Raw genomic sequence first — 16,627 nt, forward strand, 5'->3', positions numbered from 1 at the left:
TTGATATCTTTTACCTATAGTTGTTCATTTATACAAACCAGTTATGGACATACGTTTCATCCAGATCAATAAACAGTGCACCATAACCAGGCATCGTCTGTATGATCTCACTCCCTTTGAGTATTTCAAAACGAAGATGCACAGTACTGTAGTCTTTAAAGTGTGCTTTTGAAATGGAAAGTTCTATACGCTCATCAACCGCAAAACATATGCCATCCTTTTCATAAGGTGTGTCCATAGAAAAATTGAAATTAAAATGTTCTCCAGTTTCTTCTACGATGACCTCCAGTTTCATATGTGACATTTTCAAAGATGCAACATCCCCTTCCAAGGCTAGAAAAATATTTTGATCATCATGGCCATAGTAGATCATATCTATAGGTCCGCGAACCCGGTCCATGGTAGAGTAGAGCTTACTCTCATCAACACTTCCACAGCCGATCCATTCAAAAAAGGTACTGTGTTTGCCATCAATGACCGGTGAAATGTGTGCGTGCGGTTTGACTAAAAATGAAACCGCACTCTTTTGTGAAATGATCGGCATGAAAAGATCTGAAGGCGGTTGCATATGCATCAGGCGGTAAATACTGATAAGATGTTCTCTAAAGAGTTTATCAAATTCCAACCCGAACTCTGTGACATGATCATCACCATACCACCAAAACCAGTCACTACACTCTGAAGCAAGGAAGTGAAATTTTACTTTTTCCTTCACTGCATCAGAGATATCACCCTTATGGTTATCGACATCACGCCGTGTCTGATAGATCATTTCCCATGCACGATTCTTTTCACTGTGTCCCGACCAGGTATCAAAGTTGCCATGTATCCAGCTTCCTGGCGCAAGCTTCTCCAGTTTTCCCGGATCTGATAAGCGTGAGACTTCATCCATAGTGACCGTTTTGCACCATGACGTTTGCATAAATTTCCCATAAAGTGCTGTAAAAAAGTTATAGGCATTATTTTCAAAAAACTCCCACGCATTTTCCCCATCTAAGATGACAAACACCGTAGCATTCCTCTGTGCATGTCTAATATGTTCTAGTGCATGCATAAAATGTTCACTGGCATCATGTCCGGATTTAAAACGATAGTTAAATCCTATCAGGTCACTGAGTCCATGGTCACGAAATCCTATGGTCACATCATTATAGACGTACGGCTTATAGAGATTTGCACGAGTATTGTCTTCAAGTGATCGAAATAAGATCGCCTCGTCCGTGGCTATCCAAGAGATTCCTCGATCTTTGTAAATGGCTATACTCTCTTCATCTACGGCACCTTCTGCAGGCCAAAATCCTGTGGGCTCAGCACCAAAGGTCTTTTTATAGAGAGTGATAGAACGTTCAACCTGCTCAATGGCATCTTCTCTGAGTGACATAGGATTATCCGGCAGAGTGGTATGTGCATTGGCACGCTTTGTATTTTCCATATCAAGCAGCAGTGGCAATATAGGATGGTTATAGGGTGTAGTGGAAAGTGAGATCACTCCCTCTTCTTGCAACTGTGCATAAAAAGGCAAAATGGTTGCTACAAAGTCGCACAAAACCTGAAGTAACTGCACTTTATCTGTTTGGGTAAAACCTTTTCCTTTTTGAAACAATGTTTTTACAAGTGCATTTTCCTGACGAAGATAGTTCCCGCACCAGGCGAGCATAAAAAGCATCTCAAAGTCAATAAGTTCTGCATCACTGAGTTCTTCCTTATGATAAAGCAGACTCAGATATTCTATGGGTCTGATCATCGTCTCATACTGTGTTGATTTACACGTTTTAATGAGCCAATCTCTCTCGTCATTCACTAACGTTGAGGGATCTTTTTCCCATAATGAGAGAAAATAATCATTTTTCAAAGGATCACTATAGAGGTGGATCTGCTCTATCAAAGGAGGCGTGATATTGAAGGTTGCTTTAAGTCCCTTATGGCGACTTAACAGCCATGGCATTTCATAGTAGTCTTTTATTGCATGGAGAAAAACCCACGGCATACTCATCACTCCGTTACTGTCTCTGTAATCGGGTTGGTGCATATGCCAAAAAAAACAGAGATTCAGTGATGGCTTCATTGTTATTCCTTAGACCATTTTTCAATTTTAGCAGAGTATTCAGCCAAGATTGCTTCCCCTTTTTCATCATTTTCAGACTGGATATACAAGTTAAGGTGATCTCTATACTGATCCGGGATCATGAGGATCCAATCATTTTTATCTAACCATATCTTGACACCATCAAGTGTGGATGCTTCTTTACCTTTGGCATCTGCAAGGAACATACGCATCATCTTGCCTTTCAGTGCCTGTCGACATTCAATCTTCGTTACCTTATAATAAAATCTCGGTAATGAATCGATCATTTCAGAAAGTTTTATCTCATGATGCAATATCATTTCAAGTATTCTCAAAGTGGCGAACATTGAATCCCGATGCGTCGAAAATTCGGTAAAAGCAAAATTACCTTCACCCGTAGCCACAAGATCATACTCTTTCAACTTTGCTGCTTTAAAGTTTGCGTATTGACCCCGTTCTATTACAAGATTTTCAAAATAGACGATATCTGCTGCCCATGTTGGTAAGAAAACGCGTTTTTTAGTTCCTGCTTCCTTCGCCTCCATATTTAAAAGTAAAAGAACCACATATAAGGCGTCTTGTTTACCAAGAACAACACCTTTATCACTTACGATATCCAAACGCTGACCATAAGGATAAATAATAAATCCTGCATTAAGTTTCAGTGCATTAATGACATCATACATATCTTCCTTTGTTTGTTTAACTAAAGCATTGATATTGGCAAGACGATGTTCATCCCTATGTGCATTAAACATAATATTCTCTACACCAACATCATATAAAATATCCGGGAAAACATCTGAAGCCATTCCATGCATCATATCAACTGCAACACGACAATCGAAACATTTAAATATATGCGGGTTCACTAATTGTATCATTCCCTCTTTATACACTCTATATTCTTTTTCATGACTGGACTCACGAATCTGGCCGATCAGCGAATAGTCTACACGTCGGAAAGTTTCTTTGAAAAATGTTTTTTCTACTTTTTTAGACATTTCATTATTGATACGTAGTCCTTCACAGTCAAAAAAAGTCAATACCGTACTGGTTGGATCATCAGTTTTTTGACGGAAATGAACACCTGCAATGAACTGATCATGTGAAGATAAATTACAACGTAAAACAGCTGAAGGAATATCACGATAGTCGATCACGTTTATACCTGCTGAAAGAAGTCCTCCTAGAAAAGCACGTTTAAGCATACGTGAACTTTTATGATAATCTCTGGAGACAAGTACTGTTGAGCCGACAGGCAGTTGTGCACCAAAAGCTTCAGCAAGTTTTGTGGCCATTTCACATGAGAGTTCAACATTGGACTTTCCAAACACCGTCCCATTTACGAAAATAGAATTTTTGTATTTATTTCCAAGAATCAAACTGTTGTTAACGATAGAAGCATCATCAATTTTTTTATCAGGCCAGATGGTAACATCTTTTTCGATCTTGGTTAACTGACCGATCTCACATCCCTCTGCCAAGATCATCCCTGCATTTGCAGTGACATTATTACCGATCACATTATCATTACAGATCACACAACCATCCAACTTGGCTTTAGCATGAATATCCACATCATTCCAAATCACAGTGTTTCTTATCTTACTCTCTTTGCCGATGGTAACATTATCGCCAATAACGACATTATTGAGCTTCACGCCCTTCTTCAGCGTAACATTCTTTCCCAATACCACCGTACCAACAAATTCAATACTTTGATCAAAACTGTACGTCTCATCACTGTAAAGCACACCATCAGAAAATTGTGTTATTTCCCCATCAATGTTGAACTTGACCTTACCTGTCAAAATATCATCATACACATCCCGGTAGCTTTCCGGATTTCCCACATCACGCCAATACCCTTCAGAATATCCGGCCATCAGATCAATACCATTACGCATCAGTTTAGGAAAAAGGTCTTTACCAAAATCATAGTTTTTATTTTTAGGTATATACTCCAGGATCTCCGGCTCTATGATATAGATACCCGTATTTATCGTGTCACTGAAAACTTCACCCCAACTTGGTTTTTCAAGAAACTTTTCTATTTTCCCCTCTTCATCCGCGATAACCACACCAAACTCCAAGGGATTATCGACCGATGTCAAGGTAATGGTCAGTTTAGACTTTTTCTCTTCATGATAGTCAAAGATCTTCTGGAAATCAAAATCCGTTACAAGGTCTCCACTGATGATGATAAAGTTATCATCTCCTATGTGTTCCTGTGCCAACTTCACTGCACCTGCTGTACCATAATCATCATCCGGTACAACATACGTGATCTTGATACCAAAATCACTTCCATCACCAAAATGCTCTTGAATGATCTCAGGCTTGAAATAGAGCAAAACGATAAACTCTGTAATACCTAAGTCCTTCAAGGTCATCATAGTGTGTTCCATCATCGGTTTATTCATGATGGGTAACATTGGTTTTGGACGAGAATTAGTCAGTGGTTGGATCCGGGTTCCAAAACCACCTGCCATTACAACAGCTTTCATTTATACTCCTGGTTATAATATGTTTGACACTCTTATCTATGAAATATCTATTTATAATTCAAGTAAAGAATTTTGACTTCCAAAGGGAGAAGGAACAGAAGAACACGCATCTTCTGTTAGCCATTGCTCACCATTGACCATATATCCAAACTCGAAACTCTTACCTGTATTTAGCACTTTTGTTAGATAATAATCACCATTTTTTTTCTTTTTCATCGGTTCACCTTTCCAAGTGTTCCACGCTCCTAAAAGCGTTATGCCTTCTATGGGATTCTTTGAAGAAACTGTAAATGTCACCCACACTTTTTCACCGTTCTTTTTAATCACAAGCATATTTCATCCTTTTTCAAAGTATTTTAAATTATATACTAACAATTATCCAACTATTTTTTTAAAGTGATTGATTATTAATCAATAATGAAATTTCATGCTTAATGTAAAAAATATATATTATTAAAAGTTAATCTTTAAAATAACTTTAAAAAATTATACTGATTAATTATTAATCGATAATGAAATTTCATGCCTAATGTAAAGAATATATATAATTAAATATAAATCTTTAAAATAAATTATAAATATGTATGAAGTCCATATCTACAACATATACCTTTGTTTTTTTAATGTCACATCTGCTCCATTGATACTCTAATTCGGATATTAATAAAGAGATAGTAAAAATACTACAAGAAAAAAGATACATTTTAGTATCACGGCGTATAATCTTATTAAACTCAATCTATACACATTTACAGAAGATCTCCATAGAAAAAAGAACACATATCCTTATGATTGATTGTATGACTCTTAGATATAATTGATGATATAAAAGATTTGAAGGTTGTCTTTATGGGTAATACCGGCACATACGCATCACTGATTCAATCACGACTCTATCTTATCTGTGAACTGCTGGGCATCTTCGTTATTATACCAGCCATTATCTATGCCTTGCTTCCACTACCCTTTATCCCCATTTTATGGTTGATCACTTTCTTGTGTATTTGGGCTGTGTCCAAAGACAAAACCTTTGATCGTGATTCTCTATGGCGTGCATCAGAACTTAAGAAAAATTATAAAGGTATGTTAAAACAGTTTCTCATAATAACTGTAGTGATGATGGCTTTGGTCTATGTCTTTATTCCTGATCATCTTTTTTCCCTTATCAAAGAAGATCCACTAGTTTGGTCACTCATAGTGATCTTGTATCCGCTTATTTCTGTCTTTCCTCAAGAGCTGCTCTACAGAACCTTCTTTTTTCATCGTTACAAGATGCTCTTTAAGAAGAAATGGCAGATCATCACTGTAAATACCCTGCTCTTTGGCTACATGCATATCATTTTTCAAAACTGGGTAGCAGTTGGTCTTACTGTTCTAGGAGGGTTTCTCTTTGCTTCCATGTATGAGAGGACACGTTCTACACTCTTGGTTTCAGTCGCACATGCACTCTATGGAGAGCTTATATTTACAGTAGGTTTGGGTACATACTTTTATACCGGTACCCTATTAACGCTATCTTAAATGTTGAATGAGTTGCCTAATATGACAAAATCTATTATCAGTAAAGATGCTTTTTCTTTCCAATCATTCATGACATCATATTGAAGGCCTTAAAAAAGTCATAAAAAATATTTATTATGCATTATTTGCTATTATTAAAATATTCAGCTATAATAATACTATTGAAAGATGATTTAGAGTTTCATCTTTGGCTAGACTTTTATTGCTTACCTTTAGTTTACAGTATTATCCACCCGAAAAAGAACACTCCACTTTATATTTTCAGCACATCAGAAATGAAGTGTATAACAACTAAAAGGAATTGCAATGGCAACTCAAGTAAACGGAACCGTAAAATGGTTCAACAGTGAAAAAGGTTTCGGTTTTATCGAACAAGAAAATGGTGGAAATGATGTATTTGTACACTATCGTCAAATTAACAGCAACGGTTACGACCGTGTTTCCCTTAATGAAGGTCAAAAAGTGACTTTTGAGATCGGTGAAGGTCAAAAAGGCCCACAGGCTGAAAACGTTACTGGTCTTTAAGACCCTCTAATGGACAGAGAGATCTGTCCATAGTTTAAACACTTCTATAAAGAGACTACTAGGTCTTTTTATGAATTGCTTAAAGGAAAACGTATGAAAAGTAAAGAAGCTGTTTTTGAAGCGTTAAATGAAGGTAAAAATCTTATGAGTTGTATCACAGGGATACAATATACAATGATTAAAGGGATCTTACATACTCGTCATAGTGAAAGAAGTGACTGGGAGCAAAGTGAACTTAATTTTTACAATCCGCCATCTTGGCTCAACCTCAAAATAATAGAGGAAAAATCTGCCAATATATAAGATATCACAGAGTCTGATGGACTCTGCTGTTCCACATCTTAAAATCTCTACTCTCCCATTCATTTGATGCTTGTTATGTAGATCTTTTACTGTAAGCTGCAAACTCTTTTACCACATCATAGATCGCTTGTGTTATTTGCGTTAACTCTTCACTTGAAGTAATATATGGCGGCATAATATACACAAGATTCAAAAAAGGTCTGATCCATATACCTTGTTGAATAAACTTAGGGGTCATCCATGCAAGATCTACATCCCTGTTGAGTTCCACCACACCTATAGCACCTAAAACGCGCACCTCTTTAACAATATCAAGTGTATTACACTCAGACAATTCCTCTTTGAGTTGTGTCTCTATCCCTAAAATTCTTTGCTGCCAGGGAGAGTGAAGCAGTAACTCTAAACTTGCATTTGCAACACTGCACGCCAATGGATTTGCCATAAAGGTCGGCCCATGCATCAACACATTCCCATTTGACTCAACGCCATGCATCACTTTTTTTGTAGTAAGCGTCGCTGCGAGTGACATATATCCACCCGTCAGCGCCTTACCTACACATAAAATGTCCGGGGAGATATCGGCATGCTCATACGCAAATAACTTTCCTGTTCTTCCAAACCCTGTAGCTACCTCATCCAGTATCAACAACACACCATACTCATCACATAGCGCTCTTACCACTCTTAAAAAATGAGGTGAGTAGATCCTCATTCCACCTGCACCCTGAACTATGGGCTCAAGTATGACTGCAGCTATTTCTTTGTGATTTTGCTCCAACTTGGATGCGAAGTCGGCAATGTACCCTTCATCCCACTCTGCATTATAATCACACCCGGGAGCCTCTGCAAATATATTTTTATGGAGTATCTTTTCAAAGGCTGAGTGCATCCCTGTAATGGGATCACATACACTCATTGCGCCAAACGTATCACCATGATACCCTTTAGAGAAGGCTAAGATCTTACTTTTTTCGCTGTTTCCTTGTGAACTCCAGTATTGAAATGCCATTTTCAAAGCCACCTCAACACTCACAGAACCAGAATCACTAAAAAACACCCTCTCCAAAGATGTATCGGTAATGTCGATCAGTGTTTTTGCAAGCTTTATGGCCGGTTCATGCGTAATGCCCCCAAACATTACATGAGACATTTTTGAAAGCTGTTCTACCGCAGCATTATTTAAAGCCTCTACATTATAGCCATGGATGACTGACCACCATGATGACATGGCATCGATGATCTTCTTTCCGTCTTCCAGTTCAAGGTAGACGCCCTTGGCTGATTTTACAAAAGTCATATCTGCGGATGGATTGGAAGGTGCATAAGGATGAAGAATATGCTCTCTATCGTACTCTAACATAAATTTTATCCTTATTTTTTTAGTTTTTATCTATGAGATTATACAAGCTAGTTTCTGATTGCTCTATGAAAATAAAAAAGAATTTCAGACAATGATGAATAGTAGGAATAGCCCAAAGTACTACAAGAAACTTTTGAAATTACAGTCTCATCTGGATACTGAGAGAAATAGAGGTGTAAGAAGCTATATTGAATGGTAAGTTTTATTATAAAAGTAGAGGTTAAAATAATTTTTCATTTTAACCTCTACTACTTTTGTACTTATTAGATCAATAGACTTTATTTTTATAATGAAATATTTATGCTTGACTCATATTAATCGTCATCCTCTTCATCCAATATACCGTCATTGTCATCATCGTCATCTTCGTCATCATTGATACCATCATTGTCGTCATCATTGTCATCGTCATCATCCAAGCCATCGTTGTCATCATCTACATCATGATCATTTGTGACACCATCACCATCTGTATCATTATCTTCGATGCCATCACCATCATCATCCGTATCCACGTCATCAGTGAGACCATCATTATCATCATCGTCATCGTCATGATTACTCAAAGTATCATTATCATCATTCTCATAGACATCCAGAAGGCCATCACCGTCTTTATCCATTGGATCATTCTCAAGTTCAACGGTAAGTAAGCCATCTTCTACTTCAAGTTCCAATATCTCATCTGAAACACCATCACCTTCAATATCTACAATAAATGCACGATCCATCGCCAGGTCTACATATCCAAGATCCACATCCCCTTCTGCTCTGAAAAGTGTACTATTGCCATCAGCTGTGACAATGCCGATCGGTGTTACGACTTTATTATCAGGATCATCCTCATTCGTTGTCATCACGATACGGCAATCCGTACTAAGCGGCACTTCTATCTCAAAAGGGTGTTGGTCTGTACCGTTTTGTACCGATTGTGTAGAGTAGTAGCTACCATCTTCACAAAACAGTTCTATCAGTGTACCTGGAACCGTACCACTCACTTTTGCTGTTTGTTCTGTAGAGGAGAGATTCTCTCCACAACCCATCAAAGAAAAACCTACCAGAGTTGAAAGCAACCCGCTTGTTAATATATGTAATTTTTTCATACCTTATCCTTTATATCATTTGATATGCTTGGTTCAATGTTGTTCAAGCCATGAAAGCCCATGATGAAGGCATTCGCTAGCAGCTTTTGACACAACAAAACAGCTTTGGAATTAAATATGATGAGTGGACAACCTATCGAAAGGATAAAAGGAAGTAATGAAGTATTCATTATGGCAACCCCGCTATCTACTTGAGACCGGAGGCTTTCCGTCCTTGCTTCGCAACAAGTTTGGCACAACAATAATATTTAATAAATCAGATACCATTATAACCCGAATATATAAATTTTTTTCTCCAATTGGTAACAAATTGATAACATTGCTAAAATGCTACAGAGAATCTCTAAGCGAGTTATCAATGGTATTCCATTAATTTGTTAAGCTTAAGATCCATATTGAAAGAAAGCATGCATGTTTACATTCGGTTAGTGTAGACCAAGTAAACTCATTCTTACATAGCAACCAAAAACATGAAAATATCAATTTTTATGTTGACTCCTTCCTTGTAAACTTCCCCCCCCCTTTATTTGGTTGCTATCATAAAACAAAATAACCACTACCCTTTGATACACACCTTTGGTTTTAAAAAGGCTACCCTTCTTGCCAACCCTGCTTTTTCAGTCGCTTCAGCAACAAGGTCGACATCCTTATAAGCATCAGGGGCTTCTTCAGCAACCCCACGCATAGATGCAGAACGGATGAGAATACCTTTTTGTGCAAGATCTTGTATGACTTGTTTCCCTTTCCAGAGTTTGAGTGCCTGATGACGGCTCATTGCGCGGCCGGCCCCATGACTTGCTGAAGAGAAAGCTCTCTCCTCTCCCTCTTTGGTACCTGCAAGAATATAGGATCCCGTTCCCATACTTCCACCGATTATAACAGGCTGACCCACACTCCTGTAGCCTACCGGGATGTCTTGATGTCCTGGACCAAAAGCACGCGTTGCTCCTTTACGGTGAACCCATAAGGTACGCTCCACACCATTTACCAGATGCATCTCCTCCTTACAGGTATTATGGGAGACATCGTAGAGTGTCTCAATATTCACACCTTTAAATAAGCCCTCAAAAACATTTCTGGTCAAATGGGTCAGTACCTGTCTGTTTGCCATAGCGCAGTTGATCGCTGCATTCATAGCACCGATGTACTCCTGTCCTTCAGGTGAATGGATAGGTGCACAGGCAAGTTCCCTGTCAGGCAGTGAGATTCCCAGTCGTGTGGCCGCTTTTGCAAGCGAGACCATATATTCCGTACCGATCTGATGTCCCAGTGCCCGAGAACCGCAATGGATCGATACAAGGATCTGACCTTTTTTGATACCAAATGCTTCTGCTGCTTTTTCATCATAGATCTTGGCAACTTCCTGGACCTCAAGGTAATGATTTCCAGAGCCTAGGGTACCCACTTCTCCAAGTTGCCGTTCTTTAGCCAGTTGGGAGATATTCTCAGGCCTAGCACCTTCCATCTTACCCATCTCTTCAACGAAACTTAGATCTTCGCCTACACCATATCCATGATGGATCGCCCATTGGGCACCGCCTCTAAGGACATCATCAAGCTCATCGATCGTAAGTTTGAGTTTTCCCTCTCTACCTACGCCTGCAGGTATCGTGCGGGAAAGCTCATCCGCCAGCTTTGTAAGATCTGTAGATGTCAGATCCTCTCTCATCAGGTCTGTACGTAAACATCGAATACCGCAGGATATGTCAAATCCTACACCTCCTGCAGAAATGATGCCCCCTTCATCCGCATCAAAAGCAGCAACACCGCCTATGGGAAATCCGTAGCCCCAGTGTGCATCCGGCATTGTCATGGCCTCTCCTACCAAACCCGGCAGTGTCGCGACATTACTGATCTGCTCTAAGACTTTATTATCCATACTTTTTAATAATGGTTCTGATCCGTATAAGAGTATGCCACTTCTTTTTTCTCCTGCCTTTAGAGGGATGGTCCATGTATAATCATCAATTTTTTCCAATAGGTTCATATTCATAACACTTCTCCTTTAAACATCGACGACACATCGGGCTTCCCAATGGTCTTCTTTTTCTTTGACGGAGAGCATGGTCAGTGTTGCCCCTTTAACCTCTGTTCCACGCTCTATCTCTTTTTTCCACTTGTCTCCCCATGCTTTCCCTCTCCAAGAGTTACCCTCTTTCTGCAGTTCAAACCGTCCCAAAGCAAGATGTTTCATATGCGCTAAAGCCAAAAGCGTATTGAGCCACTCTATCAGAGCAAACTCGTTATCATCCTCCTCGAATGTCACTTCTATCAACTCATCACAATGCAATACATCTACATCAGCCATAATAGCAAACATTGCCACTGCAGCTGATTCGAATGCCTCCTCCAGGCGATTCCCTCTTCCAATAATACCGATATCCGCATCATGCTCAAAATAACCATATTTTTTGTTCATATTTGGCCTTCTTTAGTTTGTAAGTTCTACCGTTTCCAATACACCTTTTAAGAAAGATCCTTACTTATTCTAGCATCATTTTCGTTTTTTACCATCACTATCTCTGGTATTTGCAACTTTATAATCGTATAAAAGCAGTACTCTCTAACTTGTAATCTGTTATGATTATCATAGAATCTGTTACTTGAAAGAAGTACTATCATGAAACATGAAATGAAGTCTAAAGCGGATAAAAGGGCTCAAGCTCTGTTAAAAATTATAAGTGAACTTCTTACAGAGATACATCCCCATCATCTTCCTTCTGAGCATATTTCACTTGATAGCAGATTTGAAGAAGAGCTTGGACTCGACAGCCTTTCACGGGTTGAACTTATCGCAAGGGTTGAGAGGGAGTTCAAACTTTCATTACCGGAACGTGCTTACTCTGAAGCAGAAACACCACGGGACCTTTTGCGTATGCTGCTTGGTACACAAAAGGCATATGCTACCCTTCAAGATTCGGAAATTGCTTCAATAACACTCGATAAAATAGAAGGTACACCTTTTGAAGCAAAAACCCTTGTAGAGGTACTGCAATGGCATGTGGCACACCATCCGGACCGTCCCCATATCCAATTCTACCAAGATGATGGTCAGGGCGATGTCATCACTTATGATGAACTGGAAAAAGGTGCCAAAAATGTCGCAGCAGCATTGCAACAACGTGGAGTAGAGTCTGGTCAGTCGATCGCGATTATGCTACCCAGCAGTCCGGATTACTTTTTCATCTTTTTTGGCATACTGATGGCCGGTGGTATACCCGTCCCCATCTACCCACCTGCACGCCCTTCACAACTTGAGGACCACATCCGAAGACATGCCCGTATACTGGATAACTGCCGTGCAAATATCCTTCTTACCGTACCTGAAGCCAAGCATGTTGCAAAACTTCTAAAATCGATGGCTCCAAACCTTCATCATATCGTATCAACCACTGACTTGAAAGCCTCCTCCCCAAGTACCATGCTTCCAAGTATCAATGAACAGGATATCGCATTTATACAATATACATCAGGAAGTACCGGAAACCCTAAAGGCGTAGTACTGACACATGCCAACCTTCTTCACAATATCAGAGCTATGGGGAAAGTGGTCAAAGCAGGATCTAAAGATGTTTTTGTCAGTTGGCTGCCGCTTTATCATGATATGGGCCTTATTGGTGCCTGGCTTGGCAGCCTCTACTACTCTGCACTTTTTGTAGTCATGTCTCCATTAGATTTTTTGGCCAGACCTGAACGCTGGTTATGGGCGATCCACCGCTATAGGGGTACACTCTCTGCATCACCTAACTTCGGATATGAGTACAGTATGCATCGCTTAAAAGATACCGATCTGACAGGGTTGGATCTTAGCTCATGGCGTGCTGCATTCAACGGAGCAGAAGCAGTCAGCCCTGAAACTGTAGAACAGTTCAGTAAACGATTTGCACCATTTGGATTTAACAAAGAGGCGATGATGCCTGTTTACGGCCTTGCAGAGTCTTCGGTCGGTTTGGCATTTCCACCACTCGGACGTGGTGTATATATCGACCATATAGACCGCACTACTTTCACCCGTTCAGGAAGTGCCATAAGTACTTTACAAGATGACAGCAATGTTTTAAGATTTGTCAGTTGTGGATTACCTCTTCCAGGACACCACATCAGAATCGTGGATGAAACAGGGCATGAACTGCCCGAACGTCAAGAAGGACGCTTGGAGTTTCGCGGTCCCTCTTCGACCAGTGGCTACTACCGTGATGCCCAAAAGACTCAAACCCTTTTTGATGGAGAGTGGCTCGATACAGGTGACCTGGCCTATATTGCCAACGGAGAACTTTATGTAACCGGACGCATCAAGGACATTATCATACGTGCCGGACGTAACATTTACCCGGATGAACTGGAAAAGATGGTAGGGGATATACCAAATATCCGAAAAGGATGTGTGGCAGTATTTGCCAGTATGGATCAAAAGAAACAGACAGAAAAACTGGTTATTTTAGCTGAAATACGAAGTGAAGACTCGAATGAACACCAAAGATTGCGCAACGACATCAATACACTATCGATCGATCTCACCGGAATACCGCCTGATGAAGTTGTCTTGGCACCTCCTGGGAGCGTTCTAAAAACTTCAAGCGGAAAGATCAGACGTTCTGCAAGCCGTGAACGCTATGAAAAAGGAATGATCACTAAAAAGTCCCAAAATGTAATATGGCAGGTGGTCAGACTGGCACTTAGCGGTATCAAACCCCAATTACGACGTCTAAAACACTATCTTGGCAGCCTATTCTTTGCTGCATATAGTTTGTCCATCTTTGCTTTGATCGCACCGATTGCATGGCTCTCTATGACACTCCTGCCAAAGTTTTCCATGCGATGGCGTATGGTACAAGGCTGTGCAAAACTTCTAGCCTATATAACTGCCACACCGCTCAGAGTAAATGGTGTCGAAAACCTTCCACTTGCAGGAAGATCCTGCGTCTTAGTCGCCAATCACGCCAGTCTTCTTGATGCCGCAGCCCTCATAGCAGCACTACCGCGTCATTTTCGCTTTATTGCCAAGTCTGAGTTCACTAAAGACTTTTATACCCGTCTGCCACTGGAAAAGATTCATACGGAATTTGTCGAACGTTTTGAGACCACTAAAAGTGTTCACGATACAGAACATCTTCGTACCGTCCTCGAATCGGGTCATGCATTGTTCTTTTTCCCTGAAGGGACTTTCAGCCCGGTTCCCGGTCTTATGCCGTTTCGGCTGGGCGCATTCAGTATTGCAGCTGGGGCAAATGTACCGGTCATTCCCATAGCCATCAAAGGTACACGATCGATACTGCGGGATGGTTCCTGGTTCCCGCATAACAATCCGATTCACATAGAGATCGGTACACCTATCGATCCGAAGAAGATCAGATCCAAAGCAGATATAAAAGAGTGGGATGTAGCTATAGATTTGCGCGACCAAAGCCGCGAATTTATTTTGCAACACTGTGGTGAACCGGATCTTTCATAAATGTCATGCAGTATTTAGAGTTCTGTATTTTTCTTCATCTCCCTCTCACGTAACAGGCGACGCATCAATTTACCCATGACATTTTTAGGTAACGCGTCTACAAATTCGACCGATGATGGAACCTTGAACCGTGCAAGCTTGTTTCTAAGGTATTCGATGATCTCATATGCTTCAGCCTCTTGGCCCGATTTTAGCACTATGAATGCCTTTATCTCTTCACCTTTGTACTCATGCGGTATACCCACAACTGCTGCATCTTCGACTTTTGAGTGCGTGCAGCACACCTTTTCCACTTCTGTAGGTGATACGTTCAACCCTTTAACAATGATGATATCCTTTTTCCTGTCAACCACATAAAAATAGCCCTCTTCATCCATTTTTACAATATCACCGGTATAGAGCCAACCCTCTCTTATCGCTTCATCTGTCATTTCAGGTTGCCCCCAGTACCCCTTCATTATCTGTGGACCCCTTACGATAAGCTCCCCCTCTTTTCCGACCTCCATCTCATCCTTTCCGTTTTCAAGATCAACGATCCTACACTCTGTATCGGGCATGGGCACACCGATAGAGTTTGGTTTATTTGGGGCGTTCATCGGATTGGCATGTGTCACAGGAGATGCTTCTGAAAGTCCATAACCTTCAACCAGTTTTGAACCTGTCACTTCCACAAACCTCTTTTTGACACTCTCTATCAACGGAGCACCTCCGCAAATGCATGCCCTTACAGAACTGAGATCATACTTTGCCACACCCTTATAGTTACCCAATGCTGCATACATCGTAGGTACGCCCGGCATGATAGTGATCTTCTCTTTTTCCATCGTTTTAAAAATGTAAGCCAAGTCTCTGGGATTGGGGGTCAATACCAGTGTACCTGCACAGCTCATCGTATAACTAAGACAGGCTGTCATACCGAAGCTGTGAAAAAAAGGAAGCCACCCCAACACATGCTCTTGGCCTTCAACCGTATCAGTCACCCATGCCCTGCACTGAAGTGCATTGACGACAAGATTATAGTGGCTGAGCATCACACCCTTCGGTGTGCCTGTTGTTCCACTGGTGTACTGCAGTAACGCGATATCTTCAGGTTCAACCCTTATATCAGGCCTCTTATCATTGCTTTGTTGCATCAACTTTTCCAACCAATGATCTGTCGCATCTATGCTCACCCTATCCTCTTTCTCTTTTAAAAGCGTAAAGAGGATCTTGGTGAAGAGGGGGAAGTACTCTTTGACATTGGTAACAATGACGTTTTTAACACCTGTTTCCTCTTTTATCTCTTGGATGATCGGATAAAAGCGACTCATAACGACCACAGTTTTAGCACCAGAGTCATTAAGCTCATATGCCACTTCTGCAGACTTAAAAAGAGGATTTATAGGAACAGCGATCGCTCCAATCTTTAAAATGCCATATAGCATAATAATAAACTGGGGTGTATTGGCAAGATAAAGTGCCACACGGTCACCTTTTTGAACACCCAGATCTGTAAGAGCATTTGCTGCTTTGTTTACCAGTCTATCCAGCTTGCTGTAAGAGATGTTATTTCCCAGGTAGGAGAGAGCCCTATTGTGTGGATATTTTGAAGCTGACTCTTCCAAAAAAGTAAAAAGTGGTACCTTAGGGTACTTTACAGTGGCAGTTACACCCTGATCATAATGTTTTAACCAAATCTTTTCATCATATATCATCTATCTCTCCTTCTTTATCGTAGAAGATGATCCAAATTATCCTTCATATCCTATGCATCCTGTCAATATTCTTCTTTCCCTCTCTGCCTCTTTG

The 16,627-nt window shown here is 40.4% G+C and carries 12 protein-coding genes and 1 riboswitch; of the genes, 4 read left to right on the forward strand and 8 right to left on the reverse strand.

All coding sequences use genetic code 11. From position 1 onward, the window contains the following. Positions 1-28: 28 nt before the first annotated feature. Genes LDM93_RS04050 through LDM93_RS04060 form a run of 3 tightly spaced genes read right to left on the reverse strand, consistent with a single transcriptional unit; the run spans position 29 to position 4,908 of the window. Complete coding sequence (locus LDM93_RS04050; RefSeq protein WP_223890793.1) at positions 29-2,065, reverse strand: glycoside hydrolase family 57 protein; 2,037 nt, start codon at positions 2,063-2,065, stop codon at positions 29-31. Between the two features lie 2 nt (positions 2,066-2,067). Continuing rightward, complete coding sequence (locus tag LDM93_RS04055; protein ID WP_223890794.1) at positions 2,068-4,575, reverse strand: sugar phosphate nucleotidyltransferase; 2,508 nt, start codon at positions 4,573-4,575, stop codon at positions 2,068-2,070. Between the two features lie 51 nt (positions 4,576-4,626). Continuing rightward, complete coding sequence (locus tag LDM93_RS04060) at positions 4,627-4,908, reverse strand: hypothetical protein (RefSeq protein ID WP_223890796.1); 282 nt, start codon at positions 4,906-4,908, stop codon at positions 4,627-4,629. A 516-nt stretch (positions 4,909-5,424) separates the two neighbouring features. Between LDM93_RS04060 and LDM93_RS04065 the strand changes: the two genes are divergently transcribed. The 3 genes from LDM93_RS04065 to LDM93_RS04075 all read left to right on the forward strand — a co-directional run bounded on the left by LDM93_RS04065 (position 5,425) and on the right by LDM93_RS04075 (position 6,924). Continuing rightward, on the forward strand, positions 5,425-6,096 hold the full coding sequence (locus LDM93_RS04065; RefSeq protein WP_223890798.1) for a CPBP family intramembrane glutamic endopeptidase: 672 nt from the start codon (positions 5,425-5,427) through the stop codon (positions 6,094-6,096). Positions 6,097-6,402: 306 nt separating this feature from the next. Then, the gene (locus LDM93_RS04070) at positions 6,403-6,621 is read left to right on the forward strand and encodes a cold-shock protein (RefSeq protein ID WP_008244343.1); all 219 of its coding nucleotides are present in this window, start codon (positions 6,403-6,405) and stop codon (positions 6,619-6,621) included. Positions 6,622-6,714: 93 nt separating this feature from the next. Further along, positions 6,715-6,924, forward strand: coding sequence for a hypothetical protein (locus tag LDM93_RS04075; protein ID WP_223890799.1), 210 nt, complete (start codon positions 6,715-6,717; stop codon positions 6,922-6,924). Between the two features lie 73 nt (positions 6,925-6,997). Here LDM93_RS04075 and bioA read toward each other — a convergent pair whose 3' ends face one another. The 4 genes from bioA to LDM93_RS04095 form a co-directional block, all read right to left on the reverse strand. Beyond that, positions 6,998-8,284, reverse strand: coding sequence for an adenosylmethionine--8-amino-7-oxononanoate transaminase (gene bioA, locus LDM93_RS04080; protein ID WP_223890800.1), 1,287 nt, complete (start codon positions 8,282-8,284; stop codon positions 6,998-7,000). A gap of 314 nt (positions 8,285-8,598) precedes the next feature. After that, positions 8,599-9,387: a hypothetical protein gene (locus LDM93_RS04085; RefSeq protein ID WP_223890801.1), complete on the reverse strand. Its 789-nt coding sequence runs from the start codon at positions 9,385-9,387 to the stop codon at positions 8,599-8,601. Positions 9,388-9,557: 170 nt separating this feature from the next. Further along, positions 9,558-9,632, reverse strand: a riboswitch (cyclic di-GMP riboswitch). Between the two features lie 311 nt (positions 9,633-9,943). Then, on the reverse strand, positions 9,944-11,380 hold the full coding sequence (locus tag LDM93_RS04090) for an RtcB family protein (RefSeq protein WP_223890802.1): 1,437 nt from the start codon (positions 11,378-11,380) through the stop codon (positions 9,944-9,946). Positions 11,381-11,392: 12 nt separating this feature from the next. After that, positions 11,393-11,806, reverse strand: a complete 414-nt coding sequence (locus LDM93_RS04095) for an archease (RefSeq protein WP_223890803.1) — start codon at positions 11,804-11,806, stop codon at positions 11,393-11,395. Between the two features lie 201 nt (positions 11,807-12,007). On the opposite strand from LDM93_RS04095, the gene LDM93_RS04100 reads away from it, so the two are divergent. After that, positions 12,008-14,839, forward strand: coding sequence for an AMP-binding protein (locus LDM93_RS04100; RefSeq protein WP_223890804.1), 2,832 nt, complete (start codon positions 12,008-12,010; stop codon positions 14,837-14,839). A gap of 14 nt (positions 14,840-14,853) precedes the next feature. On the opposite strand, the gene LDM93_RS04105 is transcribed toward LDM93_RS04100, so the two are convergent. Further along, positions 14,854-16,533, reverse strand: a complete 1,680-nt coding sequence (locus LDM93_RS04105) for a long-chain fatty acid--CoA ligase (protein WP_223890805.1) — start codon at positions 16,531-16,533, stop codon at positions 14,854-14,856. Positions 16,534-16,627: the final 94 nt, after the last annotated feature.

The organism is Sulfurovum sp. TSL6 (assembly GCF_019972115.1).
Taxonomy (GTDB): domain Bacteria; phylum Campylobacterota; class Campylobacteria; order Campylobacterales; family Sulfurovaceae; genus Sulfurovum.

Excerpts from the sequence above, each read along its gene's own strand:
- LDM93_RS04100 (WP_223890804.1), top strand. The coding sequence starts at position 12,008 with ATGAAACATGAAATGAAGTCTAAAGCGGATAAAAGGGCTCAAGCTCTG.
- LDM93_RS04065 (WP_223890798.1), top strand. The coding sequence starts at position 5,425 with ATGGGTAATACCGGCACATACGCATCACTGATTCAATCACGACTCTAT.
- LDM93_RS04060 (WP_223890796.1), bottom strand. The coding sequence starts at position 4,908 with ATGCTTGTGATTAAAAAGAACGGTGAAAAAGTGTGGGTGACATTTACA.
- LDM93_RS04095 (WP_223890803.1), bottom strand. The coding sequence starts at position 11,806 with ATGAACAAAAAATATGGTTATTTTGAGCATGATGCGGATATCGGTATT.
- LDM93_RS04090 (WP_223890802.1), bottom strand. The coding sequence starts at position 11,380 with ATGAATATGAACCTATTGGAAAAAATTGATGATTATACATGGACCATC.
- LDM93_RS04070 (WP_008244343.1), top strand. The coding sequence starts at position 6,403 with ATGGCAACTCAAGTAAACGGAACCGTAAAATGGTTCAACAGTGAAAAA.
- LDM93_RS04050 (WP_223890793.1), bottom strand. The coding sequence starts at position 2,065 with ATGAAGCCATCACTGAATCTCTGTTTTTTTTGGCATATGCACCAACCC.
- LDM93_RS04105 (WP_223890805.1), bottom strand. The coding sequence starts at position 16,533 with ATGATATATGATGAAAAGATTTGGTTAAAACATTATGATCAGGGTGTA.
- LDM93_RS04085 (WP_223890801.1), bottom strand. The coding sequence starts at position 9,387 with ATGAAAAAATTACATATATTAACAAGCGGGTTGCTTTCAACTCTGGTA.
- LDM93_RS04075 (WP_223890799.1), top strand. The coding sequence starts at position 6,715 with ATGAAAAGTAAAGAAGCTGTTTTTGAAGCGTTAAATGAAGGTAAAAAT.
- LDM93_RS04055 (WP_223890794.1), bottom strand. The coding sequence starts at position 4,575 with ATGAAAGCTGTTGTAATGGCAGGTGGTTTTGGAACCCGGATCCAACCA.
- bioA (WP_223890800.1), bottom strand. The coding sequence starts at position 8,284 with ATGTTAGAGTACGATAGAGAGCATATTCTTCATCCTTATGCACCTTCC.